25 protein-coding genes are annotated in these 25,147 nt (G+C 51.1%); 11 read left to right on the top strand and 14 right to left on the bottom strand.

Annotated elements, in window-relative coordinates; translation table 11 throughout:
* The first annotated feature begins 71 nt into the window (after positions 1-71).
* Together ACT3RU_RS02825 and ACT3RU_RS02820 are read left to right on the top strand one after the other, a co-directional pair.
* A complete protein-coding gene (locus ACT3RU_RS02825; RefSeq protein ID WP_192526994.1) occupies positions 72-1,013 on the top strand; it encodes a histone deacetylase family protein in 942 nt (313 codons plus the stop codon).
* A gap of 81 nt (positions 1,014-1,094) precedes the next feature.
* Positions 1,095-1,727, top strand: a complete 633-nt coding sequence (locus ACT3RU_RS02820; RefSeq protein ID WP_172116650.1) for a helix-turn-helix domain-containing protein — start codon at positions 1,095-1,097, stop codon at positions 1,725-1,727.
* Positions 1,728-1,755: 28 nt separating this feature from the next.
* Here the strand turns inward: ACT3RU_RS02820 and ACT3RU_RS02815 are convergent, their stop codons facing one another.
* The 7 genes from ACT3RU_RS02815 to ACT3RU_RS02785 all read right to left on the bottom strand — a co-directional run bounded on the left by ACT3RU_RS02815 (position 1,756) and on the right by ACT3RU_RS02785 (position 5,452).
* Positions 1,756-2,106 (bottom strand): TusE/DsrC/DsvC family sulfur relay protein, encoded by a 351-nt coding sequence (locus ACT3RU_RS02815; protein WP_192526995.1) that lies wholly within the window; start codon positions 2,104-2,106, stop codon positions 1,756-1,758.
* A 1-nt stretch (position 2,107) separates the two neighbouring features.
* The gene (gene tusB / locus ACT3RU_RS02810) at positions 2,108-2,395 is read right to left on the bottom strand and encodes a sulfurtransferase complex subunit TusB (protein ID WP_192526996.1); all 288 of its coding nucleotides are present in this window, start codon (positions 2,393-2,395) and stop codon (positions 2,108-2,110) included.
* Positions 2,396-2,408: 13 nt separating this feature from the next.
* The gene (gene tusC, locus ACT3RU_RS02805) at positions 2,409-2,774 is read right to left on the bottom strand and encodes a sulfurtransferase complex subunit TusC (RefSeq protein ID WP_087105416.1); all 366 of its coding nucleotides are present in this window, start codon (positions 2,772-2,774) and stop codon (positions 2,409-2,411) included.
* Positions 2,775-2,785: 11 nt separating this feature from the next.
* Complete coding sequence (gene tusD / locus ACT3RU_RS02800) at positions 2,786-3,175, bottom strand: sulfurtransferase complex subunit TusD (protein WP_192526997.1); 390 nt, start codon at positions 3,173-3,175, stop codon at positions 2,786-2,788.
* 83 nt (positions 3,176-3,258) lie between these two features.
* The gene (locus tag ACT3RU_RS02795; protein WP_172116655.1) at positions 3,259-3,939 is read right to left on the bottom strand and encodes a Bax inhibitor-1/YccA family protein; all 681 of its coding nucleotides are present in this window, start codon (positions 3,937-3,939) and stop codon (positions 3,259-3,261) included.
* Between the two features lie 227 nt (positions 3,940-4,166).
* Positions 4,167-4,322: a hypothetical protein gene (locus ACT3RU_RS02790; RefSeq protein ID WP_192526998.1), complete on the bottom strand. Its 156-nt coding sequence runs from the start codon at positions 4,320-4,322 to the stop codon at positions 4,167-4,169.
* A 125-nt stretch (positions 4,323-4,447) separates the two neighbouring features.
* Positions 4,448-5,452 carry an aldo/keto reductase gene (locus ACT3RU_RS02785; RefSeq protein WP_192526999.1) on the bottom strand — a complete coding sequence of 335 codons (1,005 nt, stop codon included), beginning with the start codon at positions 5,450-5,452 and terminating at the stop codon, positions 4,448-4,450.
* A 738-nt stretch (positions 5,453-6,190) separates the two neighbouring features.
* On the opposite strand from ACT3RU_RS02785, the gene ACT3RU_RS02780 reads away from it, so the two are divergent.
* On the top strand, positions 6,191-6,385 hold the full coding sequence (locus ACT3RU_RS02780; RefSeq protein WP_192527000.1) for a hypothetical protein: 195 nt from the start codon (positions 6,191-6,193) through the stop codon (positions 6,383-6,385).
* Between the two features lie 90 nt (positions 6,386-6,475).
* Here the strand turns inward: ACT3RU_RS02780 and ACT3RU_RS02775 are convergent, their stop codons facing one another.
* The 6 genes from ACT3RU_RS02775 to ACT3RU_RS02750 form a co-directional block, all read right to left on the bottom strand.
* Positions 6,476-6,700, bottom strand: a complete 225-nt coding sequence (locus ACT3RU_RS02775; RefSeq protein WP_192527001.1) for a hypothetical protein — start codon at positions 6,698-6,700, stop codon at positions 6,476-6,478.
* A gap of 92 nt (positions 6,701-6,792) precedes the next feature.
* The gene (locus ACT3RU_RS02770) at positions 6,793-7,605 is read right to left on the bottom strand and encodes a peptidylprolyl isomerase (RefSeq protein ID WP_192527002.1); all 813 of its coding nucleotides are present in this window, start codon (positions 7,603-7,605) and stop codon (positions 6,793-6,795) included.
* A 25-nt stretch (positions 7,606-7,630) separates the two neighbouring features.
* Positions 7,631-8,320 (bottom strand): respiratory nitrate reductase subunit gamma, encoded by a 690-nt coding sequence (narI, locus tag ACT3RU_RS02765; protein WP_087105405.1) that lies wholly within the window; start codon positions 8,318-8,320, stop codon positions 7,631-7,633.
* Positions 8,321-8,333: 13 nt separating this feature from the next.
* A complete protein-coding gene (gene narJ, locus ACT3RU_RS02760; RefSeq protein WP_192527003.1) occupies positions 8,334-9,116 on the bottom strand; it encodes a nitrate reductase molybdenum cofactor assembly chaperone in 783 nt (260 codons plus the stop codon).
* Entirely contained in the window at positions 9,109-10,671 is a 1,563-nt protein-coding gene (gene narH / locus ACT3RU_RS02755; RefSeq protein ID WP_087105403.1) for a nitrate reductase subunit beta, read from the bottom strand. Before narH ends, narJ begins: the two co-directional genes overlap by 8 nt.
* Positions 10,668-14,438, bottom strand: coding sequence for a nitrate reductase subunit alpha (locus ACT3RU_RS02750; protein ID WP_192527004.1), 3,771 nt, complete (start codon positions 14,436-14,438; stop codon positions 10,668-10,670). Before ACT3RU_RS02750 ends, narH begins: the two co-directional genes overlap by 4 nt.
* Before the next feature lie 269 nt (positions 14,439-14,707).
* Between ACT3RU_RS02750 and ACT3RU_RS02745 the strand changes: the two genes are divergently transcribed.
* Positions 14,708-15,094 (top strand): SirB2 family protein, encoded by a 387-nt coding sequence (locus ACT3RU_RS02745; RefSeq protein ID WP_192527005.1) that lies wholly within the window; start codon positions 14,708-14,710, stop codon positions 15,092-15,094.
* Between the two features lie 37 nt (positions 15,095-15,131).
* On the opposite strand, the gene ACT3RU_RS02740 is transcribed toward ACT3RU_RS02745, so the two are convergent.
* Complete coding sequence (locus tag ACT3RU_RS02740; RefSeq protein ID WP_192527006.1) at positions 15,132-15,554, bottom strand: MarR family transcriptional regulator; 423 nt, start codon at positions 15,552-15,554, stop codon at positions 15,132-15,134.
* Between the two features lie 81 nt (positions 15,555-15,635).
* Between ACT3RU_RS02740 and ACT3RU_RS02735 the strand changes: the two genes are divergently transcribed.
* From ACT3RU_RS02735 to ACT3RU_RS02705, 7 genes are all read left to right on the top strand, one after another.
* The gene (locus tag ACT3RU_RS02735) at positions 15,636-16,247 is read left to right on the top strand and encodes a Yip1 family protein (RefSeq protein WP_483392496.1); all 612 of its coding nucleotides are present in this window, start codon (positions 15,636-15,638) and stop codon (positions 16,245-16,247) included.
* Positions 16,248-16,576: 329 nt separating this feature from the next.
* Entirely contained in the window at positions 16,577-18,424 is a 1,848-nt protein-coding gene (locus tag ACT3RU_RS02730) for a histidine kinase (protein WP_192527007.1), read from the top strand.
* A 2-nt stretch (positions 18,425-18,426) separates the two neighbouring features.
* Positions 18,427-19,092 carry a two-component system response regulator NarL gene (gene narL / locus ACT3RU_RS02725; RefSeq protein ID WP_192527008.1) on the top strand — a complete coding sequence of 222 codons (666 nt, stop codon included), beginning with the start codon at positions 18,427-18,429 and terminating at the stop codon, positions 19,090-19,092.
* 242 nt (positions 19,093-19,334) lie between these two features.
* The gene (locus ACT3RU_RS02720; protein WP_192527103.1) at positions 19,335-20,930 is read left to right on the top strand and encodes an MFS transporter; all 1,596 of its coding nucleotides are present in this window, start codon (positions 19,335-19,337) and stop codon (positions 20,928-20,930) included.
* Positions 20,931-21,008: 78 nt separating this feature from the next.
* Positions 21,009-22,256 (top strand): MFS transporter, encoded by a 1,248-nt coding sequence (locus tag ACT3RU_RS02715; protein ID WP_192527009.1) that lies wholly within the window; start codon positions 21,009-21,011, stop codon positions 22,254-22,256.
* A 209-nt stretch (positions 22,257-22,465) separates the two neighbouring features.
* Positions 22,466-23,248: a 3-hydroxybutyrate dehydrogenase gene (locus ACT3RU_RS02710; RefSeq protein ID WP_192527010.1), complete on the top strand. Its 783-nt coding sequence runs from the start codon at positions 22,466-22,468 to the stop codon at positions 23,246-23,248.
* 418 nt (positions 23,249-23,666) lie between these two features.
* Positions 23,667-23,855 carry a hypothetical protein gene (locus ACT3RU_RS02705; RefSeq protein ID WP_192527011.1) on the top strand — a complete coding sequence of 63 codons (189 nt, stop codon included), beginning with the start codon at positions 23,667-23,669 and terminating at the stop codon, positions 23,853-23,855.
* The last annotated feature ends 1,292 nt before the right edge of the window (positions 23,856-25,147 follow it).

The following is a 25,147-nucleotide window of genomic DNA, read 5'->3' as shown; positions in this document are numbered from 1 at the left end:
TACGACTTATTGACACTGTCGCGCAAGCCCCAGAGGCGATTAAGGTGGCCTCAATACAATGGAGCGCTTGAATGATCACCTCTTACCTTACCCATCCAGACTGCTCATTGCATCATATGGGACCAGAACACCCTGAAAGTCCACAGCGTCTGGAAGCAATTCGCGCTCGCCTCTCACTTGCCGGTTTATTACAGCAGACCATGCAGTCTGATGCCAAAGAAGCCAGTTCTGAGGCGTTGGCAAAAGTACACCCTCCCCGACACCTTAATGCTTTAGAGAAATGTGTGCCTACTGAAGGCATTGTCGCCCTGGACAGCGAAACACTCATGAATCCGGATAGCTTAAAAGCTGCCCGGGTAGCCGCTGGTGCCACTATAAAAGCAGTCGATCAGGTGTTTAAGGGCCACGCTGATAATGTTTTTTGTGCCGTTAGGCCTCCCGGCCATCATGCCGAAGCAAGCGAGGCGATGGGCTTTTGCTTTTATAACAATATCGCCGTAGGTGCCGCCCATGCACGTGACGTATATGGTGCCAAGCGTATCGCTATCCTCGACTTTGATGTCCATCAGTGTAATGGAACTATCGATATCTTTAAGGACAGATCAGATGTCCTGATCTGTACAAGCTTTCAGTACCCGTTTTACCCGTGGCGTTATCTGCGTAGTGAGTGGCACAACGTTGTTAATACGCCGCTAGAATCAGGCACTGACAGCGCTGAATTTCGACGCCTCATTGAGCATCAGTGGCTCCCCGCCCTTCATGCGTTTAAACCGGACCTGGTGATGATATCGGCAGGATTTGATGCTCATCGCGACGATACGATGGCCGATATCTGCCTGGATGATGAAGACTTTTATTGGATAACGCACCTGGCAATGGAGATTGCGGCGCTTTATGCTGATAACCGCGTTGTCTCTGTACTGGAAGGTGGCTACGAACCTAAATCATTAGGAAGAGGTGTGGAGGCGCATATTAGAGCCTTGCTGGGGCTACCTTTTTCAGAAGAAGGTTAAATATTCTGTACTCGCGAATACCATGGCAGACGCTAACGCTATGTTACTATGGTCCCTATTGCTGTCTCTTATGTGACCATTATGACCGCCACTTCTGAAGAACATGCCGCACTGCGTATTGCCTCCGGCAGCAAACCGTTTGTAGAACCGCTTCTCTTGGGCGCGCGGCTCAAGCAAATTCGCTTGGCTAACCAGTGGACGCTGGAAGATGTCAGCCAGCGTACTGGGCTAGCACGCTCTACTCTTTCAAAGATTGAAAATGATCAAGTCTCGCCTACGTTTAGCGTCGTTCAAAAACTCACCACTGGGCTTAATATCGACCTGCCTCAGCTCTTTACGCCGCCCAAACGTGAACGCTATACCATGGGACGGCGAGACTTAACGCGTAAAGACAAAGGCCAGCTACATCCAACGCCTACTTACGAGCATGAGTTACTGGGGCACCAACTGGCTCAAAAGCGCATGATTCCCTTTAAGACCATTGTGCGCGCACGCAACTTTGACGAATATCACCAATGGGTGCGTCATGATGGCGAAGAGTTTTTGATGGTTCTTCATGGCGATATCATGCTGTACAGCGAGTTTTATGCCCCGCTGCTGCTTGTTGAAGGCGACAGCATCTATTTTGATAGTGATATGGGGCATGCACTGGTATCTACCAGTGCCGATGATGCGGTTGTTCTATCCGTTTGTACCCGAGGAGATTTGGCTTAATATCAAGCCTATCTTCAACTTACCGCTTCTACAGGCAGTTGGTTGGTTTAGGCAGCCCGGCAAGTCGCGCTATACGTTTCGCAGGGCTGCCGGGGAAAAGCGACATTAAATACATCGACTTGCCCTTCTCTTCTCCCAGCGCATTCTTCGTGGCTTTTACCAAGGGACGCATAGCCGGCGCCATTTCATAGCGTTTGTAAAAATCACGCATTACATCAATTAATTCCCAATGCGCTTCGGTTAATACGAGCCCTTCGTCGCTGGCCAGCATTTCAGCTACGGCCTTTGACCATACCGACTGCTCTACCAGATAGCCCTCAGGGTCTAATTCAATTGTATTATCCGGATTAAGATAACGGTATATTTTTGAATCCGACATATTAATACCACGTGACGATTTGAGAGTGGTGCTCAGTTAACGTAACGAACCCGTTCATATCAACCGTAGGTAAGCCATTAGCGGTAACGGCAGCATTTAGGCCCCACGCCGCGACATCTTCAGCTAACAGATAGATGCGTGACTGATACGCCTGCCAACCTTCCCAGTGCGTTTTCAGTGCCGCTTGTACACCTTCTTCCGTCAGTACTACGATATCCTCTTCACCAACGGCTTGCTGCATCTGATGCGCCGCATCACTATTTAGCGCCTTGGTTAAAATATGCAACATACTGAGTATCCCACTAAAAATTAAGTATTTGCGCGTACTGCTGAAGAAACCCAGGCATTGCTTTAGCTTTCAAAAACTGCACATCGTTTCGCAGCATTGATGTGGGCACTCCAATAGCGGCCAGGGACTCTTCCGTGGTCCAAAGATGCTCGATATCGTACATCTCCAGCATATCTATTGTGGGGAGGCTGGCTTTCTGCCCTGGCGCCCCGCTGCCTTGCTCTTTTAATAACGCCATAGCGCCCTGCCCAAGGAACAGCAGGTCTACAGGCTGTCCAAATGCGGCCGCTACCAGCGCTGTATCCACCCCTTCTCGAAGCAGGTTGGAGCCGTAAGGAGCATGACGAATGATAACCAGCAAGCTGTTTGACTCAGCCATTAGCTCTCCTGTTAGGCAAACGTAATAAAACGATCACAGCGCTGCTGCAAGGTTAACAGCTGCCCTAGCCCGGTTAACTCAAAGGGCGCATCTATATTAAACGATGCTTTACCATGACGCAGCGCTTCCGCCTCACTTGCCAAGCCACGCCTTAGTGCCGCCGCTATGCATACGTCTAGGGGAATGTTATGCGCGCGGTGTAATTCGATCCAGGCATCGTGCAGGTTAAGTTCATCCTGGGGCGGAGCCATGAGTGAAGACGCGTTGTGCACCCCTTCATGATAAAAAAATACGCCCGACAAGTGGTGCCCCTGTGCCAGCAGCGTACGAGCAAACCTTAAAGCAGAGTGTGGTGCGGGGCTGGTATACGGCGCACCCATCACCAATAAACCATACTCCATTATCGTCTCTCGAATCGGATAGCCAAAAAAAGACAGACCCTACGAGTAGGGTCTGTCCGGTTACCAACTGACAACGCTATTGGTTAGTCGTTGCTCATAATACCTAAAATTGAAAGCAGGCTGATAAACAGATTGTAGATAGAAACATACAGCGTAACGGTTGCCAGAATATAGTTCGTTTCACCAGCGCGATGAATGATCTCACTGGTTTGATACAGGATGGCCGCTGAGGCGAACAGAACAAAGCCTGCTGATACCATCAGTGACAGGGCAGGAATGTTGAAGATCAAGCCAGCAACCATCGCAAGCACTAGCACAATAGCGCCAGCCAGCAGGAAGTTGCTTAAGAAGCTGAAATCCTTCTTGGTCGTTAACGCAACCGCTGAAAGACCAAAGAAGGTAAGGCCTGTCATTGCCAGCGCATTCATAATCAGCGCGCCACCGTTAGGGAGCGTTAAATAGGCTGAAATGATGGGTCCCAGTGTGAACCCCATAAAACCGGTAAAAGCGAAGGTGGCCAGCAAACCAGCCGCAGAATTTGCCGTTTTATGTACCAGGAACATCAAGCCGTAGGCCCCAATAAAGAACACAAAGATGTTCATTTGTTGGATACCCATAGCCACTGATGCGCCAGCGGCCACTGCTGAGAAAAGCAGTGTCATTGCCAATAATGCGTAGGTATTGCGCAGTACCTTATTGGTGCTGACGCTGTTGGCAACACCACTGGATCGTGTTTGTGCCGTGTTCAGATCGTTATAAGCCATCTATATATGCTCCCCAAATAATAGTGCTAACAATAGACCAGCATGCCGCTACCAAGTTCCAGACGCAAGTCCTTATCGCTTCGCTCACGTAAAGTACTCAACCTTTTTCTAACGAAAGAATAGTCGACTATGCTTAATATAGTGGCGCATCGCAGAAAAAAGCACGACTGGCGAATATCCTCATCACCAGTCGTGCTTTTTAACACTTGATTACTAACACTCTATTTCTAGCTCTCTATTTCTTCATCTTTTTTCGGCGGAGTAACCACGCTGCTGGCGGTGTGGCGAACATCCTGCGAGGCATATAGCCGGGCATCAACCACATGCAGTACCGCAAGCTGTACGAAAAGCATTGCAAAACAGATAATTAAAGCTTTGATCATGGTGGCTTCCTGAACCAGGCTGGCGATAGCCAGCCTTTTGCTGAATGCTAGCTTAAAGTAGGCTGAAAATAATAGTGGTATTAGACAAAAAAACATGTCATGACAAATCGCGCCCCATCCCTTTTCTATTGATTAAATTCTTCCGTATCAATGTCCGCTTGCTGCGCTGAACTATACCGTTCACCGGCTATCTGCTCAGGCGTCATCATTGAGTTGAGGTCACTGAGATAGTTTTTATCGAGCACCAAACTATCGGCTGCCAAGTTTTCACGCATATGAGCGATTGAGCAAGTCCCAGGAATGGGCACTATATGGCTACCTTGCGCATTTACCCAGGCCAGTGCCAATTGGGCGGTAGTCACGTCAAGCGACTGGGCTAGCGCCTGAAAGCGTGAAAGCACCGCTAGATTTTTAGGCAGATTGTCAGCGTTAAAACGTGGCATGTTAGCCCGCATATCACCCTCACCAAACACTGTATCGACCTGAATCGCACCTGCCAAAAACCCACGACCCAAGGGGCTAAATGCAACCATCGCCACATCTAGTGTTTGGCAGGCTTTAATGAGCGCAATTTCGGGGTTGCGCGTCCAGAGGGAATACTCTGACTGCACTGCTGCTATGGAATACTCCTTATGCGCTTTGGAAAGCGTTTTCGCTGAAACCTCCGACAGCCCCACACCGCCTATCTTGCCTTCATCGACCAACTTACCAAGTGCGCCGACACTCTCCTCGACGGGTACGTCAGGATCAAGCCGGTGCAGGTAATAGATATCGATATGATCGGTCTTTAAACGTGTCAGGCTTGCCTCACACTGTTGACGTAGTATGTCTGGTCGACCATTGATAACCCGCTTTCCCGTCTCAACGTCAATCGCCATACCGCATTTACTGGCCAACAACAGCGCTTGGCGCTTGTTTTTTAAGGCATTGCCCAGCAAGCGCTCATTCGCCGTGGCCCCATACAGTGTCGCGGTGTCAAAGTGTCGATATCCCATTTCAAACGCTTCATGCAATGCTCGCAGGGCGTCTTTTTCAGACACCTGCTGACCATAACCATGAGACAAGTTCATACAACCAAGGCCAACAGCAGGAGAAGACACTTCTTTAAGACGCTGGAAAAACATCGACATAGGCATTCCCTGAAAGAAAATTTCTGCAGTACCGTTATGCCGTATAATGATTAACAACTCAACGCACTACACCGTTAAGCCTGCTGTTTATGTCTGGTATCAGAAATGAAGGCACTCAATGAACGAAAGCCCCACGGCAAACCATGGAGCTTCGGTATCAAAGCATCAATTTCAGGCGGCAGGTTTTCAAACCCTATTAACCGGTATGATGGCTGAACATCCACCAGCCTGACAGGCTGGTGGACGATAATAATGTAGCAAGCAGAAAGAGGCGGCTATTTTTTACCAGTTAACGATCTAAGTAGCGTCTCAACCTGGTGGTCGCCCTCGCCTTCATCATCCAGATGTCACACCGGGCTTAATATTAAAATCCGCAGCACGGATTTTCTCGCCAGTATTGCCACACTAAAATTGGCCTGTAAGCAACATAGTATAATTGATAGTGAAAAACGCACTTATTTATCAACCTTTAGCAACTCCATTAGTTAGCCAACTAGCCAAACAATGAGACTACTTGCTAATCTACTTCGGGTTAAGCAGTAGAAACTTAATCATAAATAGTTATAAGTATAATCGTATTTATCATGCTTATTGAGGATACCGCATGCGATAATATAAATTAATAATAAGAAATGTTCTTTTGATTTAAAAATAGTATGAAACATCAGATGAAAAAAGGCCTATAGTCTTTTATCACCTGTATTCGGGATTGATACATAACTCAAGGAGGAGAAAGTGATGATCGCTATTCATCAGGGTACCAAAATTGCGTTTTCAGCCATTTATCGGCGTTTGGTTATCAACCAGCTTATCAACCGTGTCGACAGTCTTGAATCTGAAAAATATGGGCTTATCACCGAAAACAAGATATTGGCTACTGAAAACGCCAAGCTACGCAGGGCATTAGCAGAGCAACATAACGATGTAGCGTGATATTTAGTTCTGCGACCCTTGGCTAGCCGTAACGCCGTCTAGGCCAAGGGTGACGGAGTCTATGAGAGTTTTCAGCCACAAGCGGTTCAATCAAACTTTCTTTTTATCTCCGGTAAGTTCATCGGTGACTTTTCGCAACCCCCTTTCAATCGGATGCTCATCATCATTATCACCTGTCACGCTAAACTCTGAGTTCGCCCCCCTTCTGTATATTTCTGCACCACAAGTGCCACACGTTGGGAGGGCATTTTCCGTATCGTTTGCGTCGGCGATATATTCCTTACCACATTTCTGACACTTATCGACGTGTTCCATGGCCATCCTCCTTTTTCCTATATCACTTCAACCTTCGAAGAAAGAAATGGTTCCATAAAGTCCGGACAAGCCGATAACCACGCAGAGTGGCCCTATTGCATCAGACTACCGCCCGCGTCGTCGTCAAGCGCGATTCCTTGGACGCCTATCTCCGTCTCTAATGACAACAGGTAGTGGCGCAATGCGCGTCGCGTTGCCTGTTCTTCCAAGTGATGGCGAACACGTTCGGTAACGGCTTCGTAAGGCAGCAACTGCCCTTCCTCACGGGCATCAACTACCACCAAGTGCCAACCATAGCGGGAGGCAATGGGCCGCTCATGAAGGCCGTTGGGTAAGTGATGCAGCACTCGGTCAAGTTCAGCAACCGTTTGCCCTTGGGCCAACCAGCCGAGTTCCCCACCTTGGGTGTTGGAGGGACACGCTGAGTGGCGCTGAGCAAACTCCGTAAAGCGCGCAGGATCGTCCTTCAATGTTTCCAGCAGTGTTACGCCTTGCTGATAGTGTGCATCCCGAGCCACCGCATCTTCTGGTGCTGCGGCAAGCAGAATGTGGCGCACCTTTAAGCGTGTGGGTTCACTAAAACGCTCTGGGTGGTGCGCATAAAAGCGCTGGCAATCCTCAGTGCTGGGCTCCGGCACGTTCAGCGCCTGCTCAAGAAGCTGAGCAATCACCTTGTCATCTGCTATTTCATCGTCAGCCACTAACCCTTGCGCCTGGGCCTGCTGACACAGCAGTTCGCGGACAACTAACGCCCGCGCAGCTTTAAGCTGGGCACTCCCCGCACTGTCTGAGGGGTGATACTGCATTTCATGAGCAATGTCGCTTTCTTCAATAGCGCGGCTGCCCACCTGTATCAAGGGTAGCGTGGCTTCACTTGGCAGCGCTTCGATATCAATCATTTGCATAACAACTCTCCTGATAAATTAGCGCTTAGCCGCGTTTACGCACTAATTGATAGCGCCGGGTCAGATAACCGAAAGGCGCGCTCCATACATGCACTAGCCGAGTGAAAGGGAACAACAGGATAATGGTTAGCCCCAAAAAGATATGCAGCTTGAATATCCAGGAAACATCCTGCAGATAGTTCGCTGCGCCGCCGTTAAAGAACACAATGGCCTGTGCCCAGCTTGCCAATGTCAGCATCATTTCACCATCCATATGGCCCAGCGTGAAGAAAATGGTAGTCAGCCCAAGGCATGCCTGAATAAGCAAAATAGCCAGAATCAGCGTATCCATTTTACTCGATGAGGCACGCACACGTGGATTGAACATCCGCCGATAAAGCAGCATCGCCCCGCCGATCACACACAACACGCCGGCAATACCACCAATCACCACGGCAAGCAGTTGCTTGGTGCTAGGGAGAAGAAAGTGCTCATACATCCAGTGTGGGGTAAGCAGACCAACCAAGTGGCCAAAAAAGATGGTAATGATACCGATATGGAAGAGATTGCTGGCCAGGCGCATGTTTTTGGTCGACAGCATCTGGCTGGAGCCGGTCTTCCAGGTGTACTGCCCGTAGTCAAAACGCACCAAGCTCCCAAACAGAAACACGGTACCGGCGAGATAGGGATAGTAGCCGTAGATAAAATACTCGAGGTAAGTCGTAATGGCGGACATTGAGATTCTCCTGTTAACGACCCATTGCCGGAGGCTGGGCTCCGGGAGAGAGAATGCGAACGGCATCGTGTTGAACGCCCTGCTTGCGTTCAGCCAAGCGACGCCCTTCGGCAGATTGCAACGCACAGTCCTCGTCGGATGCCGCAGAAAAACGTACGGCTTCCTCTTCCCAGACGGCATCCAGCGCTTCGGGGGTATTGTCAGGCTTTTCCGCCTTCACAACGGAGCGATGCGCGTTTATGTCCGCTTCGGCGCCGATGAGCGCCAGCAGCGCATGGGTCACCAGGGCATAGTCGCTATCACGCTCTTCCAGGCGAGCGGCAAGTAGCGCCAGAATATGGCGGATATTGCCAATCCAGCGGGCCATTTCCGCATCGCTTCGCGTTGAGAGATACTCCAGGAACAGCGGTAAATAGTCAGGAAGCTCCCGGGCGTCTAGCTCAAACCCCGCCTTTCGGTACTCATCCATGAGATCCACCATGGCCTGGCCACGCTCTCGTGATTCTCCGTGTACGTGTTCAAACAGCAGCATCGATGTAGCCCGGCCCTGTTCGAAAAGCGCGACATACTCGGCTTGAAGGCTTAAAAGCTCACTATCGGCAATTTGCTGACACCAACTCATCAAACGTTGGCGTAACGAAGCGGGCCAGCGATCCTCCGCGGCCACGATCTCGACAAGTTCCCCTACGGCCTGCTGCAATTCAGCTGTTGGGTAGTCAAGCAACCGCGACAGTACGCGCAGGCTGCGCATGGTCTGTTGCTCTGGGGTCAAGAGCGGTTCTGCGAGGTTACTCATGACGAGTCTCCTCGGGTTGCGCCTGCGGATCAAAAACATTGACCGGTTTCACCATCGTGCTCTCAATAGGCCGACCGTTGAACAGGTTCGCCGTGCTCTCGCCGTTGCAGCCATCACCAAAGGTGAATCCACACCCACCCCGTTCCGGGAAGGCATCGCGCGCCATCTCCCGGTGGCTGGTTGGAATCACGAACCGATCTTCATAGTTGGCGATTGCCAGATAGCGGTACATATCTTCTACCTGGGCGACGCTTAAACCCACATCCTCCAGCACGCTGATATCCGCTTCTCCTTCAACATGCTTACCGCGCATATAAAGGCGCATCGCCATCAAACGCTTAAGCGCGAGCACAACGGGGGCTTCTTCCCCGGCGGTCAGCATATTGGCCAAGTACTTCACCGGGATGCGCAGCGACTCAATTTTTGGCATCACGCCATTGAACTCGACCTTACCCGCTTCGGCTGCAGACTGAATGGGCGACAGCGGCGGTACGTACCAGACCATGGGCAGCGTGCGGTATTCAGGGTGCAGCGGAAGCGCCAGCTCCCAATCAATGGCCAGTTTGTAGACAGGCGATGCCTGAGCGGCCTGAATGACGTTGTCGGGAATACCGTCTTTCTTGGCTTGGGCAATGACCTCAGGGTCATGAGGGTCCAGGAAGATATCGCGCTGGCGGTGGTAAAGGTCCTGCTCGTCGGCGGAGCTTGCGACTTCCTCAATGCGGTCGGCGTCATAAAGCAGGACACCTAAATAGCGAATACGCCCCACGCAAGTTTCTGAGCAGATGGTTGGCTGGCCCGACTCAATACGCGGATAGCAGAAAATGCACTTCTCGGATTTGCCGCTTTTCCAGTTGTAGTAGATCTTCTTGTAGGGGCAACCGGAAATACACATCCGCCAGCCGCGGCACTTATCCTGGTCAATCAGTACGATGCCGTCTTCTTCACGTTTATAAATGGCGCCACTGGGGCAGCTTGCCACGCAGGTAGGGTTAAGGCAGTGCTCACACAGGCGTGGCAGATACATCATGAAGGTGTTTTCGAACTGGCCGTAGATATCTGCCTGCACCTGTTCAAAGTTGATGTCCTTGCGACGCTTGGCAAACTCGGTGCCCAGAATTTCCTCCCAGTTAGGGCCCCATTCAATTTTCTTCATACGCTCGCCAGAGATCAGTGAACGCGGGCGGGCTACCGGCTGGTGCTGGCCAGGTTTAGCAGTGTGCAGGTGCTGGTAGTCAAAGGTGTAAGGTTCGTAGTAGTCATCAATAGCGGGTAAGTCGGGGTTGGCGAAGATATTGGCCAATACGCGCCATTTACCGCCAATGCGCGGTTCGATCTTGCCATCACGGCTGCGCATCCAGCCGCCCTTCCACTTGGCCTGGTTTTCCCACTCCTTGGGATAGCCGATACCCGGCTTGGTCTCAACGTTGTTGAACCATGCATACTCGACACCTTCGCGGCTAGTCCAGACGTTTTTGCACGTTACCGAGCAGGTGTGACAACCAATGCACTTATCAAGGTTGAGGACCATGCCTACCTGAGAGCGAATTTTCATTTCACCGCCTCCTGAACGTCATCCTGGCCTTCACCATCCAGCCATTCGATATGCTTCATCTTGCGTACCAGCACGAACTCATCGCGGTTCGAGCCTACGGTGCCGTAGTAGTTGAAGCTGTAAGCGAGCTGGGCGTAGCCGCCGATCATATGGGTGGGTTTTGGGCAAACACGGGTCACGGAGTTATGAATACCGCCACGCGTGCCGGTAATTTCCGAACCGGGGACGTTCACCTGTCGCTCTTGGGCGTGGTACATCATCACCATGCCATCCTTGACACGCTGGCTGACCACTGCACGGGCAGCAATCGAGCCGTTGGCGTTATAAACCTCTATCCAGTCGTTGTCCTGAATATCGATATCGGCGGCGTCACCTTCGGAAAGCCACACCACGGGGCCACCGCGGTTCAGCGTCAACATCAGCAGGTTGTCGGAGTAGGTGGAGTGAATCCCCCACTTTTGGTGCGGTGTCAGGAAATTCAGTGCCTTGCTTTTGAAGCCGTTATCCTCGGGCAGCTTGAAATTTTCCGCGGCGCGGGTATTGATCGGTGGGCGATATACCAACAGGCTTTCGCCGAAGTCACGCATCCAGGCATGATCCTGATAGAACTGCTGACGACCGCTGACCGTGCGCCACGGAATCAGCTCATGAACGTTGGTATACCCGGCGGTATAGGAGACGTGCTCATCCTCCAGGCCCGACCACGTGGGGCTGGAAATGATCTTGCGCGGTTGCGCCACGATATCGCTAAAGCGGATTTTTTCATCCTCTTTAGGTCGTGCCAGATGCGAGTGGTCGCGCCCGGTAATTTTGGAGAGCGCCTCCCACGCCTTGAGTGCTACCTGACCATTGGTTTCTGGCGCCAGCGTCAGTACGGTTTCAGCAGCATCAATAGCGCTTTCGATGTTCGGGCGCCCTTTTGCCGGGCCTTCTCGCTTAACGTGATTCAGCTTGCCGAGCAGTTCTATTTCGCTATCCGTGTTCCAACTAATGCCTTTGCCACCATTGCCGAGTTTTTCAAGCGCCGGGCCAAGTGAGGTAAAACGCTCGTACGTGGCAGGGTAATCGCGCTGTACTTCCATCAATGCAGGCATGGTCTTGCCGGGGATGGGCGCGCACTCGCCCTTTTTCCAATCCTTTACATCTATCTGCGCGAGCTCGCCGGGAGAGTCGTGCTGCATGGGTAGCGTGACTAAATCCGTCTCTTCACCCAAGTGGCCCACACACGCTTTGGAGAATGCCTTGGCGATGCCTTTATAAATATCCCAATCGCTGCGCGACTCCCAGGCAGGATCGGTGGCAGCCGTTAGCGGATGGATAAACGGGTGCATGTCAGAGGTATTAAGGTCGTTCTTTTCATACCAGGTCGCCGTGGGTAACACGATGTCCGAGTAGAGGCAGGTCGTCGACATACGAAAATCGAGCGTGACTAATAGATCAAGCTTGCCTTCAGGCGCCTCGTCGTGCCATTTAACCTCTTCAGGCTTCTGTCCGCCAAAATCGCCTAGGTCTTTCCCCTGAATGCCGTGCCGAGTCCCCAGCAGGTACTTGAGCATGTACTCGTGCCCTTTACCGGAGCTACCCAGCAGGTTGGAGCGCCAGATAAACATGTTACGCGGGAAGTTCTGGGGGTTATCCGGGTCTTCGGCAGCAAAGGAAAGCTCACCGGCTTTTAATTGCTGAACGACATAATCCTTGGTGGCCATACCGGCGTCTTTGGCCTTGCCCGCTAAATGCAGCGGATTCGTGGTTAGCTGAGGAGCAGAAGGCAGCCAGCCCATACGCTCGGCGCGTACGTTGTAGTCGATCAGGCTGCCGGTGTGACGACGTGGGTCAGCCAGTGGCGAAAGAATCTCTTTTATCTCAAGCTTCTCATAGCGCCACTGCGAAGAGTGGTTATAGAAGAACGACGTAGAGTTCATATGGCGCGGTGGACGCGTCCAATCAAGCCCAAATGCCAAGGGCAGCCAGCCCGTTTGGGGGCGCAATTTTTCCTGACCCACATAGTGTGCCCAGCCGCCGCCACTCTGACCGATACACCCGCACATGATCAGCATATTGATCAAGCCGCGGTAGTTCATGTCCATGTGGTACCAGTGGTTCATACCGGCACCAACGATAATCATGGAGCGCCCACGTGTCTTGTGGGCATTATCGGCAAATTCTCGAGCGATGCGGGTACACTGCTCTGCCGAGACGCCGGTAATTTTTTCCTGCCAAGCGGGGGTGTAGGGTTTTATCTGAGCATAGTCGGTAGCCCCATCGTCCTCGCCCGCTTGGCCGAACCCTCGGTCGATACCGTAGTTGGCACACATCAGGTCAAAGACAGTCACTACCAGCACGCTGCTGCCATCGGCTTTTTGCAGCCGTTTGGCGGGCAGGCTGTGGAACAAGCGGTCGCCACTTTCGCCTGTTACATGCGCAAAGTGCTTATGCTCGATACCGCCAAAATAGGGAAAGGCCACGCGCGCGACTTCGTCGTGGCGCTCGGCAAGGCTCAAGAGAGGTGAAATCTCAACGCCGTCGGCATCCAAAGGTTCCAGGTTCCATTTACCCTGGTGAGCTTCTTCTTCTCCCCAACGGAAACCAATAGAGCCCAGCGGCACCACCAACTGATCACGTGCGTCATCCCAAACCAGTGTTTTCCACTCAGGATTATTGTCCTGCCCCAGGTGATCAGCAATGTCACTGGCACGCAGTTGGCGCCCGGGCACAAGAGAGCCATCATCGCGTGGCTCCAGCTCGACCAGGCAGGGCATATCGGTATACCGGCGCACGTAATCAGTAAAGTAGGCGCTGGGATTTTCAAGATGAAACTCTTTGAGAATGACGTGGCCCATGGCCATAGCGAGTGCTGCGTCGGTGCCCTGCTTGGCAGAGAGCCACTCGTCTGTGAGTTTGGAAACCTCAGCGTAATCAGGGGTAATGGAAACGGTTTTGGTGCCCTTATAGCGAACCTCGGTGAAGAAGTGGGCATCTGGTGTGCGGGTCTGAGGCACATTCGACCCCCAGGCAATGATATAGCCTGAGTTGTACCAGTCGGCAGATTCGGGGACATCGGTTTGTTCGCCCCAGGTCATCGGCGAGGCGGGTGGCAAATCGCAGTACCAGTCGTAAAAGCTCATGCATACGCCACCGATTAACGACAGGTAGCGGCTACCGGCGGCGTAACTGACCATCGACATGGCAGGGATAGGCGAAAAGCCAATGATACGATCAGGCCCGTACTGTTTGGCGGTATAAACGTTGGAAGCCGCGATTAACTCGTTAAGCTCATCCCAGTTGCCACGAACAAAGCCGCCCATGCCGCGGGCGCGTTTGTACTCTTTGGTTTTGGCCGGGTCTTCAACAATTGAAGCCCAGGCCTCTACCGGGTCGCCTTTTTCACTTAACGCCGCACGCCAAAGCGCCAACAGCGGTTTACGGATAAGGGGATACTTGAGGCGGTTAGCACTGTAAAGATACCACGAGTAGCTCGCCCCTCGAGGGCAGCCGCGAGGCTCATGATTAGGCAGGTCGGGGCGTGTACGCGGGTAATCAGTCTGCTGAGTTTCCCATGTCACCAGGCCGTTTTTGACGTAAATTTTCCAGCTACACGAACCGGTACAGTTAACCCCGTGGGTAGAGCGGACGACCTTGTCGTGTTGCCATCGGCGGCGGTAACTGTCTTCCCACTGGCGGTCTTCCTGGCGAACTTCGCCGTGGTCATTGGCAAAAGGCTCGCGCGTTTTGCGGAAAAAATTTAGCCGGTCAATGAAATGACTCATGGTCGATCTCCCTGGCGCCAAAAAGAAAGCAATGCCTAAACAGGCGTCTTGGAAATCGATTCTGAGCGATTAAAACGGCAATATCTGCCTGGTTACCTCCATATAACCCCACCCTACCTCTTAAGGGATACGCGGCTAAAGACCACAGGTGACGACGTTTCATTCATGGCAGTAAATCAGACAAGATAGCGATGAAACTCCGTATAACCCCTCAGCGAAAAGAGGTATTTTTTGTTCACAAGAAGCTATTTTAATCCAGAGATAAACGTATGATTGAGCACTATTTTGCGGTTAAGCATCTTCATATGGCGGCCGCCTATGCGAGCCTCGCCTTCTTTATAGTACGTGCTTATTGGTCAGTCACTGAGCGACCGATTCTTAAGGCGCGCTGGGTCAAGATACTCCCTCATATCATCGATACGGCGCTTCTGACCTTCGGCGTGCTATTGGCCATCATGCTGAACTTCTGGCCACTTCCGCCATGGCTCAGCGCCAAAACCACCGCGCTGATTGTTTATATTCTGCTCGGCACAATGGCGATTAAACGCGGTAAAACGCCAGCCATTCGGGCCGGTGCCGCCGTGGCAGCGGTGCTTGTATTTATCTATATACTGGGCGTTGCGATGCATCGGACTCCGCTTTCATGGCTAAGCTGATGACGCTACCTATAAAAAGTGACGCCATTAACGCGCATTACTCACCAGGCGGGAATAACATACCGGCATGAAGTTGGTAGAGGTCTGGCTGATGCGCTTCCGCAATTCGGGTGACGCGTTCGATTCCCTCCTCCAACAAGTGCACCTCTATTTGGCGGCGGTCTTCACGTCCTTGACGGCGCTCAACGAGTGATAGCTGCTCACAGCGATCGATCAATGCCACAGTGCCGTGATGCTTGGCTTGCAGCCGCTCGGCAAGCTCACCTACCGTTGCCCAATCACGCTCAGCAAAGCCGCGTAAGTGCAGCAACAGCTGGTATTGCAACGCGGTGAGCCCATGCTTGCGGCAGATATCTTCGCTGCGACGTAAAAAACAGCGTAACTGATAGCGAAACTGGGATAGCCGCTCGAAATCTTCCTTATCAAGCTCGCCTTTTTGCACTGCTGTTTTTTCTGCCATGGATGCTCCTTAACGTGCTCGTGACGACTTTTCCCCGCTTGACAATACCGAAGACGTCCTCTAAAAATAAAATATCATCATATGATATATAGCCGTTTAATTTTAAGACACCAAGAGGTAGTTGAGATGAATGTACTGACATTTTTCAAAATGCCCTTTAGTCATCGCGCTGGCTGGCAAGCGCTTAAAGCGAACTCGCCCTCCATTCCGACGTTAGCGTGGTGTGTGGTTCTTCCCATGTCGTTATTGCCCCCTTTAATGCTCTATTATGCAGGAACGCATTATGGCGATACCTTTATGACCGGTTTTGCTGAAAGGGAGTGGCGGTTTATTACGACGATTCTTTTTTTGGCCGAGCTACTGACTTTTTTTATAATGGGCTGGGTTATTCACGCAGTCGTCAATGGTGTCGAGCAACTTTCAATTAGCTATAAAAATGCCTATTTGCTTGCCACACTCGCTCCTCTTCCCTTATGGATTTCATCCCTTGCGCTATGGGTGCCCTCGTTATTTTTCAATATGATCGTCGGATTGGCGGCTCTAGGCGTTTCATGCAGTCTGATTTATCACGGTTTGCAAGCGCTCTGCACTCGTAACGAGTTGGATGTTGCCACTATATCAGCCACTTATACTATTATGTCAGCCGGCATTCTTGGATGGGGTGTTTTGCTCGCGGTTGTTTGGGCTTACTAAACACCGTTGAACGCCATAGTTCTAGCGCATTTTCAATGTGCGAAGACGTGTCGCTTGTGAGCACTAAAAATAACGCTCATCAGAAATACTCGAATTCTAAAAAAACACACAGCCTCACATTTGTTTAAGTTTTACGTGATAGGCCTCTTAACCAACCATTATATTGACGAGAGACAAAGAAGATTACATGATTCACCAAGATACGGTGTATCTGCTTCTCATATCTTTCGATAAGTAATATAGTCATTTATCGTTAGCCATGCCGTCGGATTCAGCAGCTTTTACTTGTCTTTTTAAGGCCCCTTCTTTTTTAAATCCATGGGAGTCGCATGAATCTCTTACGCCACTCTCTTGTAGCTCGTATTACTGCTTACCTCCTGGCCATCACGGGGATGACCGTTCTCAGCATCGGCTTCACCATGATGGTTGCCCAAAATAGCCAAGGCGATGCAGCGGCGATTAATGTCGCGGGCTCATTACGCTTGAACAGCGCTCAGCTTTCTGAAGCCTTAGGCCCATTGACCCAAGCGCAAAACGGGTCTCAACAAAACGTTAACCGACTGACTGATCAACTTACCGCGAAACTGGAAGGCCCAGCACTCGCCGTTGGGTATCACTACACCCATGATGAGGTGCTTCAAGAGCAGCTTACTGGGCTAAAAGCGCTGTGGCATAACACCTTAATCCCCCTGCTTGATGATGCTATTCACGGTAGTAGCAACGATATAGCACAAGCCAGAGTAGCGCTGAATAATCTTATTCATCATATTGACCAGTATGTCTCGACACTTGAAAGCAGCACTAAATCCAAGATGCATTTACTGGGTTCTCTGCAGCTGCTTTTTTTCCTTTTGATTGGTGTGCTGCTTTTCATTGCGCTCTACGATATTCGGCATAATCTGGTGACGCCGCTTCGCCAGCTTAGAGTCCTGAGCCGCGAAGCGGGCCATGGCAACTTCCAGTATCGCTCTAATTTTTCTAGCCACGATGAGCTAGGCCAGCTTGGGCGCGCTTTTGATCAGATGGCAGCGAGGCTGGATACGCGTTACCAAGCGTTGGAAGCGCGTGTATCTCGCAAGCAGGCAGAGCTTAAACGCCACAATCGCGCTCTCCAGATCATTCACAATGGGAGCCGTACGCTTTATGGGGGCGGCAATGACCTTTGCGCCAGCACGGCACCTATCTTACGCGAGCTTGAAGACTTACTGGATATCGGCCCTATCGTGCTTTCGCTGCGCAGCGAGTATGACGATACTGATATGGCAATTTTGGCAACCCACTCATCCGAGCGGCCTCTCTATTGTCGCGACTTAAACTGCCTTGCCTGCCTGGAGCCGCAACGGGCCAATGCGATTGCTCGAAATACTGAAGCGATCGTGCTGCCCGTTGCGGTTGGCGAGGAGATTCTTGGCTCTCTTACCGTGGGCTACTCTGCACCCATCAACGCATCGAAGCAGCAGCTACTCAATACGCTTACCGACAACCTGGCTACGGCTATCTTTTTGCAGAAGCGTATTGAAGAAGAGCAACAACTTTCTCTTGTCAAAGAGCGCACGATTATTGCCCGTGAGCTTCACGATTCCCTCGCGCAGTCGCTGTCTTATTTAAAAATGCAGGTAACACGCCTGGAACGTATGCAGGAGAAACAGTTTTCCGCTGAGCAACAAAGTGGTGTAACCAGCGATTTACGTGAAGGGCTGAATAGTGCCTATCGCCAGCTCCGTGAGCTATTAAGTACGTTCCGGCTTAGCTTGGATAAGCCAGGTCTTCAGCCCGCACTTCAGCAAACCATCAAAGAGTTTAGCCAGCGGCTTGGATTCCCGGTCGAGCTAACCTACCGCCTGCCACCCCAATTACTTAGCGCAAGTGAAGAAATACACCTGCTGCAAATCACGCGTGAAGCACTCGCCAATACACATAAACATGCCAAAGCTCACTGGGCACACGTTAGCCTGGTATTTGACCAGGCAACACTGCGCTTGGCGATTGAAGATGACGGTATAGGCCTACAGGATGATCAGTCCCCCCCCATGCACTACGGGCTAGTGATCATGCGTGACCGAGCCAATAACATTAATGCCGACCTTCACTTCAATAATCGACCGGAAGGAGGCACAGGCGTTTATCTGTACTTTACCCCGTTGACCGAACGTCTTATCAAGGAAGGAAGTACTTGAATATGGCTAGCGAAATTTACAACGAGCCCGCCACACTTATCGTAATTGATGATCATCCATTGCTACGACGAGGCGTACGTCAATTACTGGAAATGGAAGATGATCTGGCATTGGTATTTGAAACAGGAAGCCCCCGTGAAGGCATCCATCAAGCCATTACGCTTGACCCAGACATGGTACTGCTGGATCTCAATATGCCCGAAATGGATGGCCTGGAAACACTTAAACATTTGCGCGAAGAAGGTTATGCAGGCCGCGTCATTATGTATACCGTGTCAGATCAGGAAGCCGACGTGGTCGATGCGCTACGTGGCGGGGCCGATGGCTACTTGTTAAAGGACATGGAGCCAGAGGATATGATTCATCAACTGCGCCAGGCTGCCAAAGGCCGCATGGCCATTAGCGAAACTTTAACAGCGCTACTTGCCCAAGCATTGCGCAACCAGCGTTCACTCCCTACGAAACCGTCTATTAATGCGCTTACTCAGCGCGAAAAAGAGATTCTTGCCGAATTAGCCGCGGGCATGTCGAACAAGCTCATTGCTCGCAAGCTTGATATTACCGAAGGCACCGTCAAGGTACATGTTAAGCACCTGCTCAAGAAGCTAAGCCTGCGCTCGCGCGTTGAAGCTGCTGTTTGGGCCGTACAAGAAGGCCTCAATAAGTAGCTGAAAGCCTGCCATGAGTGGATACCCCTTAAAATCCAACTTCCACTTATTGCCATTTATTACACCACCAGGCGTATCATTAAAACTTTTAAAAACAATACATTAGATACTTAATATACATACCTCGTAAGAGGTACTTGAGAGTTCCCATCCATTGACCTGCCTCATTCCCCCTCTGCTTGCTAGCGCGTATCTTTCGTATAAGCAGTGCTATGCGGCACTTTTCTACAAGGGGGTACATGATGGCCAGAAAAAATGCTGACATTGAACGCTGGGATGTCGAAGACTCCGGCTTCTGGGAAAACGAAGGAAAGCACATTGCAAACCGCAATTTATGGATTTCTATTCCGAGCCTTCTGGTAGGCTTTGCGGTATGGATGATGTGGGGCATGATCGCCACCCAGATGCAAAACCTGGGCTTTCCTTTCACTACTGACCAGCTCTTTACCCTTACCGCTACTGCGGGGCTGGCGGGCGCAACATTACGTATCCCTGCGGCATTTATGCTTAGTTTAGCGGGGGGACGTAATACGGTTTTTCTCACCACAGCATTGCTGATCATACCCGCAGCAGGCACTGGATTCGCGCTTATGAATCCGAACACGCCTTTCTGGATTTTTCAGGCACTGGCCCTGTTATCAGGTATTGGCGGAGGAAACTTTGCCTGTTCCATGAGTAATATTTCGAGCTTCTATCCCAAAAAACAGCAAGGCTACGCACTGGGAATGAACGCAGGGCTTGGCAATTTTGGTGTCACCACCATGCAAATCCTTGTTCCCCTGGTGATGACTGTCGGCCTTTTTGGTGTTCTTGCGGGCGGCCCCATGGAGCTTCAAAACACAAGCGGAACCTTGATTGGCCGCATTGAGGCGGGCACCCTTACCTGGATACAGAATGCGGCGTTTATCTGGGTGCTCTTTCTCATCCCTTTGGCCTTTGCTGGCTGGTTTGGCATGAACAACTTGCGCCCTATTAGCCCCGACCCAGGCACACCGCTACAGGCATTTGGCAAAATACTGGGGCTTTATGGTGTCGGTATTATTGCGACGTTCCTTGGCCTTGTGGCGCTGTCTTGGCTAAATATGTGGCTGGCTCTGCCCTGCACCGTCATTGTCACTCTGATCATGCTGCGCCTTATACCTGGCGAACAAATCAAACCTAATATCCAAAAACAGTTTACGATTTTCCGTGATAAACACACATGGGCAATGACGCTACTTTACATCGTCACCTTTGGCTCATTTATTGGCTTTTCAGCGGCTCTTCCCCTTTCAATCACGATTATATTCGGCAATATGGCCGAAATAGCCGCCGATGGAAGCATTAATCGAATCGCCAATCCGGATGCGCCCAGCGCGCTTACGTGGTCATGGATAGGTCCTTTTATAGGTGCGCTGGTACGCCCTATCGGTGGCTGGGTTGCCGATAAATTCGGTGGCTCACTGGTCACACAAATCATCACGGTGGTAATGGTCTTTGCATCAGTTGGGGCGGGTTACGTCATGATGCTGGCGTACAACGCCACCGATCCTAACCAATACTTCTGGTTATTCATGCTGCTGTTTATGGTGCTTTTCACCGCCAGCGGCATCGGCAACGGCTCTACATTTCGCAGTATTGGCTTTATTTTTGATGCGCAGAAAAAGGGGCCGGTACTGGGTTGGACAGCGGCTATTGCTGGTTACGGCTCGTTTATTGCCCCCGTTGTGCTGGGGGATCAAATTCGTGCAGGCTCGCCTGAAGTAGCCATGTATGGTTTTGCCGTTTTTTACCTGGTTTGCCTGCTGATCAACTGGTGGTTCTACCTGCGCAAAAATGCCTATGTGCGTAATCCATAGCGATTTGATGCCTTATTAAATTGGGAACCTGGATATCAATGCTATCCATCCTATTGACGCGAAAACTCAGGGGGCGCCATGGCTACCCATCGTTTTAAGCAGAATGCGGTACTCATTGCCAACACCTTTGCGTTCACCATGTGCTTTATGGTCTGGACCATGTTTGGTGAAATTGGCGTTCCTATTGCCGAGGAATTAGCACTTAACGGAACGCAGTTTGGCATTTTAACGGCCATTCCTATTCTTACCGGTGCTCTCGCCCGCTTGCCCCTGGGCTCAATGACAGACCGTTACGGCGGGCGCCCGGTTTTCTTTATTGTGCTGTTGGTTATTGTGCCCGCTATCTGGTTGGTACAGTTCGCCACCGCTTATTGGCAGTTATTAATACTAGGCGCTTTTATCGGCCTATCCGGGGGAGCTTTTTCGGTTGGTATCACTTATACGGCAAAGTGGTTTGAAAAAGATCGCCAAGGCTTGGCAATGGGGGTGTTTGGGGCGGGCAATGCGGGTGCCGCTGTTACCAAATACATCGCTCCTACCGTTATCGTTATGCTTGGCTGGCAAGCTGTACCCAATCTGTACGCTATTATCATGCTCGCAACTGCCGCTTTTTTTTGGTTCTTCTCGTTTACTGACCCGAGCCACCGCAATACACAACGTAGCTCCTTGCGTGAGCAACTCAACGTTATCAACGACCCAAAAGTCTGGAAGTATTGCCAATACTACTCGGTAGTGTTCGGCGGCTATGTCGGCGTCTCGCTATGGCTTACCCGTTACTACATGAATGAATATGGCTTTGGCATTCAGTTAGCTGCCGTGATTGCCACTATTTTCGTCTTGCCTTCCGGCATTATTCGCGCCTTCGGCGGTTGGTTATCGGATCGTTTCGGCGCCCACACCGTGACCTGGTCATGCTTATGGGCGAGTTTAATTGCGCTCTTTATCATGTCCTATCCAGAGACCTACTATAGCGTACAAGGCGCTGCCAATGGGGCTCGCGTGGAGTTTGGGTTTGGCATTCCCGTATGGCTTTTCACTACCGCGTTATTTGTAGTGGGCATTGCGTGGGGAATTGGTAAAGCTTCTGTCTTTAAGTATCTTGCCAATGACTACCAGGAAAACCTTGGTTTGGTGTCCGGCATTGTCGGCCTTGCAGGCGGCCTGGGAGGTTTTCTACTGCCTATCATGTTTGGCGCCCTCGTCGACCTGACAGGCATCGCCACCACCGTATGGATGCTGTGCTTCGCGGTAACGCTTATTTCGATTATCTGGATGTGGTGGACAGAAAGGCGTGTCAAAACGTTTACAAAAGAGACGGGGAATTAAGCAAATCATACTCCCCTCTTCTGAAAGCCGTTGCTTACAGTTTTATGGAGTGTTGTCTACCACAGTGATCAGCGAGATTATATGCTGCTTATCTGCCGGTTCTTGGCGTGGTTTCAGCCACTCACTGCATCGCCAACCTGGTCCTTGGCTTGGGTCAGTTTGTTTTTGATTATCTTGATGACACTTCCAACACTTAAAAGGAGCTTATCATGGCGCGTTTTGACAACAGAATTGGTCTTATTACTGGGTCTGCCAGCGGCATCGGCAAGGAAATTGCCATTCGTTTTGCTGCCGAGGGGGGTACTCCTATCATTGCTGATCTCAACCTGGATGCCGCCAAGGCCACTGCCGAAGAGATCAAGGCCTCGGGCGCCGATGCGTTTGCGGTGGCAATGAACGTCACCGATGAAGCGCAAGTCGAAAAGGCGGTGAATGAGGTCATTGCCAAGTACGGCAAGATTGACGTCCTGGTCAGTAACGCAGGCATCCAGACCGTACATCCGCTGGTCGACTTTCCATTTGAAGACTGGAAAAAGCTGCTGTCCATCCATCTTGACGGTGCATTCCTTACTACGCGAGCCTGCTTAAAGCACATGTATGCCGCCAATTATGGCCGTGTAATTTACATGGGCTCGGTCCACTCTAAAGAGGCCTCTAAGCTCAAGGCGCCCTATGTCACCGCCAAGCATGGCCTGATCGGCCTCAGCAAGGTGCTAGCCAAGGAAGGAGCCGAGTACAACGTGACGTCCAACGTGGTATGTCCGGGTTTTGTGCGCACACCATTGGTAGACAAACAGATCCCTGAGCAAGCAAAAGAGCTGGGTATCACTGAAGATGAAGTGATCAAGAACATCATGCTAAAAGACACGGTGGATGGGCAATTCACTACCACTGACGATGTGACCGATGCCGTGCTGTTCTTTGCGGGTGCAGAGAGCAATGTGATGACCGGGCAGTCGTTGGTAGTAAGCCACGGCTGGTTTATGCAGTAACTGCTAGTCTGCTGAAATCGACCTTGTGGTTTGACAGCGTGAAGGCAATATCTTCTTGGCTGTCAGGCCACCAGGTATTTAGTTGGGGTAAGCAATATTCGAAAAATGCCAAGCAACGAAAACACGCCATCGCATGGGTTTGTCGCAGGGTGAGTTTGCCAAGCTATTGGGCGTGAGCCCCGGCCCGTCGCGGCTGGGAACAAGGCCGCCGAGTCCCTACAGGTACTGCGTGTACACTACTGCGAGCAGTTGAGAAGCAGCCTGTAGTGTTGGCAGATCTTTCCTGGAAGACTACCAGTTGGGCCTGGATAGAAGATGATATGAATTGCCCAGTGCGCCATGTAGCATGCCTACTGGTACTTTGTTTTCTTCGACACAGGTAAATCCCATGCAAGACATAAAGCGCCTTGAAGTTGGCATGACTACACAAATTGGCACGCACCAGGTAGAGAGCCCTGAGGTAGGTAAAGAATATGTGCGGGGCCTGGATTCCAATAGCTGGCTATTATTTACAGAAGACCCTGCTGAAGACCGCCCTGTTGTTGTTCGCATTGATAGCATTAAGAACGAAGTGTGTCACTGCACTGTGACGAGAAAGCTAAGTTAAAACCGTTCGTCGCAGATAACCAAGCTACAACCCGCCTAGACAGCGCTTTTCACTGAGCATCGTCATCGCATCAGTAGTGCCGGGCGTCTCACGACATGCCGACGGTAAGGTTCCGATCTATAGGTAACGGGTTACCTGTTCATCTAATGAATAGTCTACGCTGTAACCCTGCATCCTCATTGGAGAAGGTTATGAAAGTACGATATGAGACACGCGACTCAGATGGATCAATAGCCGTTGATGCGCTACCCGGGCGCGGTGAAACAATTGAGGTTGATGGTAAGCCCTGCAAAGTAGCGTACGTGCTAGAAAAAAATGACGGTGATATAGAGGCTGTCTTAATGCTTGAGGAAAAGGGCCTCTCGACCACTAGTACAAACTGGGTCCGACGGCTACACGCTGGAGAGCGCCCTAACGTACCTATTGGAAACGCTCGCTGACACGCTCTCTGTGGCGCTATAGTTACCCTGCCGAAATTGTGTTAAGCGGTAGGTGTTCGTAAAATTACGCTCAACGCCGCGCTGATTGCTCTTGTGCGGGAGCTGCATCTGAAGATATGACATAAGTGCTATCTGTCCACGGCGCAACATCCAGATGCTAGCCAAGCTGTCAATACAGGCTATAAGAGGCCTCTCGGCTAGATTGTTAGCCTTCTGCCTGAGATCCGTAAAGTTAAAGCGGGCCGTCACCTCTGCATCATGCCCCAAGGGGGCTACTACACGGGCTTGATTGAATCGCGTCACCGAACCTCCACAGTGAAATCAAGAATCTGTAGATCAATTGATTTAACTGCATCATATACCTCCTAAAACATCGCGGCCCTCTCATCACCCATTTAGAACCCACTCAGAGTTCGCTCGCTTTCTGAAATTCACGTCACCATAGGTGAGGCCCTATGCCCTGTTCAAATATAAAACAGGACTCAGACAGCGCACGGGTTGGATCACTTTACGAAGCAGAAAGGCGCAAGGATTCATTTCATAGCCGCTAGCAGTACGGCATGCGCAAGGCAATGCACGAAGGCTTAATTGCACGGCTCACGAAAAATGATCTGCGCGCCAAGCATGCCACCGATGCTGATGAGCAAGGCTTCGATCGAGTACCCATTTACAGCACAGCACCCGAAGAACCACATAGATTTGTTTGCGAGCCAAAAAGGTACTTCGAGTAAGCACACCGCAACAGGCATCGCCCTATCCGAGGTGGTTCAGAATTCCCAGACACAATCTGGACACAGTGAAAGACCGGTACATTCTATAGAGGAGGTGTTGGGAAGAAAACGCAGAGCCTAG

It is taken from the genome of Halomonas sp. TP35 (genome assembly GCF_052375975.1).
GTDB lineage: Bacteria > Pseudomonadota > Gammaproteobacteria > Pseudomonadales > Halomonadaceae > Vreelandella > Vreelandella citrativorans.
The sequence above is the reverse complement of the archived record's forward strand: the minus strand, read 5'-3'. Positions and strand labels throughout refer to the sequence as shown.

Excerpts from the sequence above, each read along its gene's own strand:
- narJ (WP_192527003.1), bottom strand. The coding sequence starts at position 9,116 with ATGAGTAACCTCGCAGAACCGCTCTTGACCCCAGAGCAACAGACCATG.
- narL (WP_192527008.1), top strand. The coding sequence starts at position 18,427 with ATGGCTAGCGAAATTTACAACGAGCCCGCCACACTTATCGTAATTGAT.
- ACT3RU_RS02815 (WP_192526995.1), bottom strand. The coding sequence starts at position 2,106 with ATGTCGGATTCAAAAATATACCGTTATCTTAATCCGGATAATACAATT.
- tusD (WP_192526997.1), bottom strand. The coding sequence starts at position 3,175 with ATGGAGTATGGTTTATTGGTGATGGGTGCGCCGTATACCAGCCCCGCA.
- ACT3RU_RS02740 (WP_192527006.1), bottom strand. The coding sequence starts at position 15,554 with ATGGCAGAAAAAACAGCAGTGCAAAAAGGCGAGCTTGATAAGGAAGAT.
- ACT3RU_RS02825 (WP_192526994.1), top strand. The coding sequence starts at position 72 with ATGATCACCTCTTACCTTACCCATCCAGACTGCTCATTGCATCATATG.
- ACT3RU_RS02710 (WP_192527010.1), top strand. The coding sequence starts at position 22,466 with ATGGCGCGTTTTGACAACAGAATTGGTCTTATTACTGGGTCTGCCAGC.
- ACT3RU_RS02735 (WP_483392496.1), top strand. The coding sequence starts at position 15,636 with ATGATATATAGCCGTTTAATTTTAAGACACCAAGAGGTAGTTGAGATG.
- tusC (WP_087105416.1), bottom strand. The coding sequence starts at position 2,774 with ATGGCTGAGTCAAACAGCTTGCTGGTTATCATTCGTCATGCTCCTTAC.
- ACT3RU_RS02790 (WP_192526998.1), bottom strand. The coding sequence starts at position 4,322 with ATGATCAAAGCTTTAATTATCTGTTTTGCAATGCTTTTCGTACAGCTT.
- ACT3RU_RS02820 (WP_172116650.1), top strand. The coding sequence starts at position 1,095 with ATGACCGCCACTTCTGAAGAACATGCCGCACTGCGTATTGCCTCCGGC.
- ACT3RU_RS02750 (WP_192527004.1), bottom strand. The coding sequence starts at position 14,438 with ATGAGTCATTTCATTGACCGGCTAAATTTTTTCCGCAAAACGCGCGAG.
- ACT3RU_RS02795 (WP_172116655.1), bottom strand. The coding sequence starts at position 3,939 with ATGGCTTATAACGATCTGAACACGGCACAAACACGATCCAGTGGTGTT.
- ACT3RU_RS02705 (WP_192527011.1), top strand. The coding sequence starts at position 23,667 with ATGACTACACAAATTGGCACGCACCAGGTAGAGAGCCCTGAGGTAGGT.
- ACT3RU_RS02775 (WP_192527001.1), bottom strand. The coding sequence starts at position 6,700 with ATGGAACACGTCGATAAGTGTCAGAAATGTGGTAAGGAATATATCGCC.
- ACT3RU_RS02730 (WP_192527007.1), top strand. The coding sequence starts at position 16,577 with ATGAATCTCTTACGCCACTCTCTTGTAGCTCGTATTACTGCTTACCTC.
- ACT3RU_RS02780 (WP_192527000.1), top strand. The coding sequence starts at position 6,191 with ATGATCGCTATTCATCAGGGTACCAAAATTGCGTTTTCAGCCATTTAT.
- ACT3RU_RS02745 (WP_192527005.1), top strand. The coding sequence starts at position 14,708 with ATGATTGAGCACTATTTTGCGGTTAAGCATCTTCATATGGCGGCCGCC.
- narH (WP_087105403.1), bottom strand. The coding sequence starts at position 10,671 with ATGAAAATTCGCTCTCAGGTAGGCATGGTCCTCAACCTTGATAAGTGC.
- ACT3RU_RS02715 (WP_192527009.1), top strand. The coding sequence starts at position 21,009 with ATGGCTACCCATCGTTTTAAGCAGAATGCGGTACTCATTGCCAACACC.
- ACT3RU_RS02785 (WP_192526999.1), bottom strand. The coding sequence starts at position 5,452 with ATGTCGATGTTTTTCCAGCGTCTTAAAGAAGTGTCTTCTCCTGCTGTT.
- ACT3RU_RS02720 (WP_192527103.1), top strand. The coding sequence starts at position 19,335 with ATGGCCAGAAAAAATGCTGACATTGAACGCTGGGATGTCGAAGACTCC.
- tusB (WP_192526996.1), bottom strand. The coding sequence starts at position 2,395 with ATGTTGCATATTTTAACCAAGGCGCTAAATAGTGATGCGGCGCATCAG.
- ACT3RU_RS02770 (WP_192527002.1), bottom strand. The coding sequence starts at position 7,605 with ATGCAAATGATTGATATCGAAGCGCTGCCAAGTGAAGCCACGCTACCC.
- narI (WP_087105405.1), bottom strand. The coding sequence starts at position 8,320 with ATGTCCGCCATTACGACTTACCTCGAGTATTTTATCTACGGCTACTAT.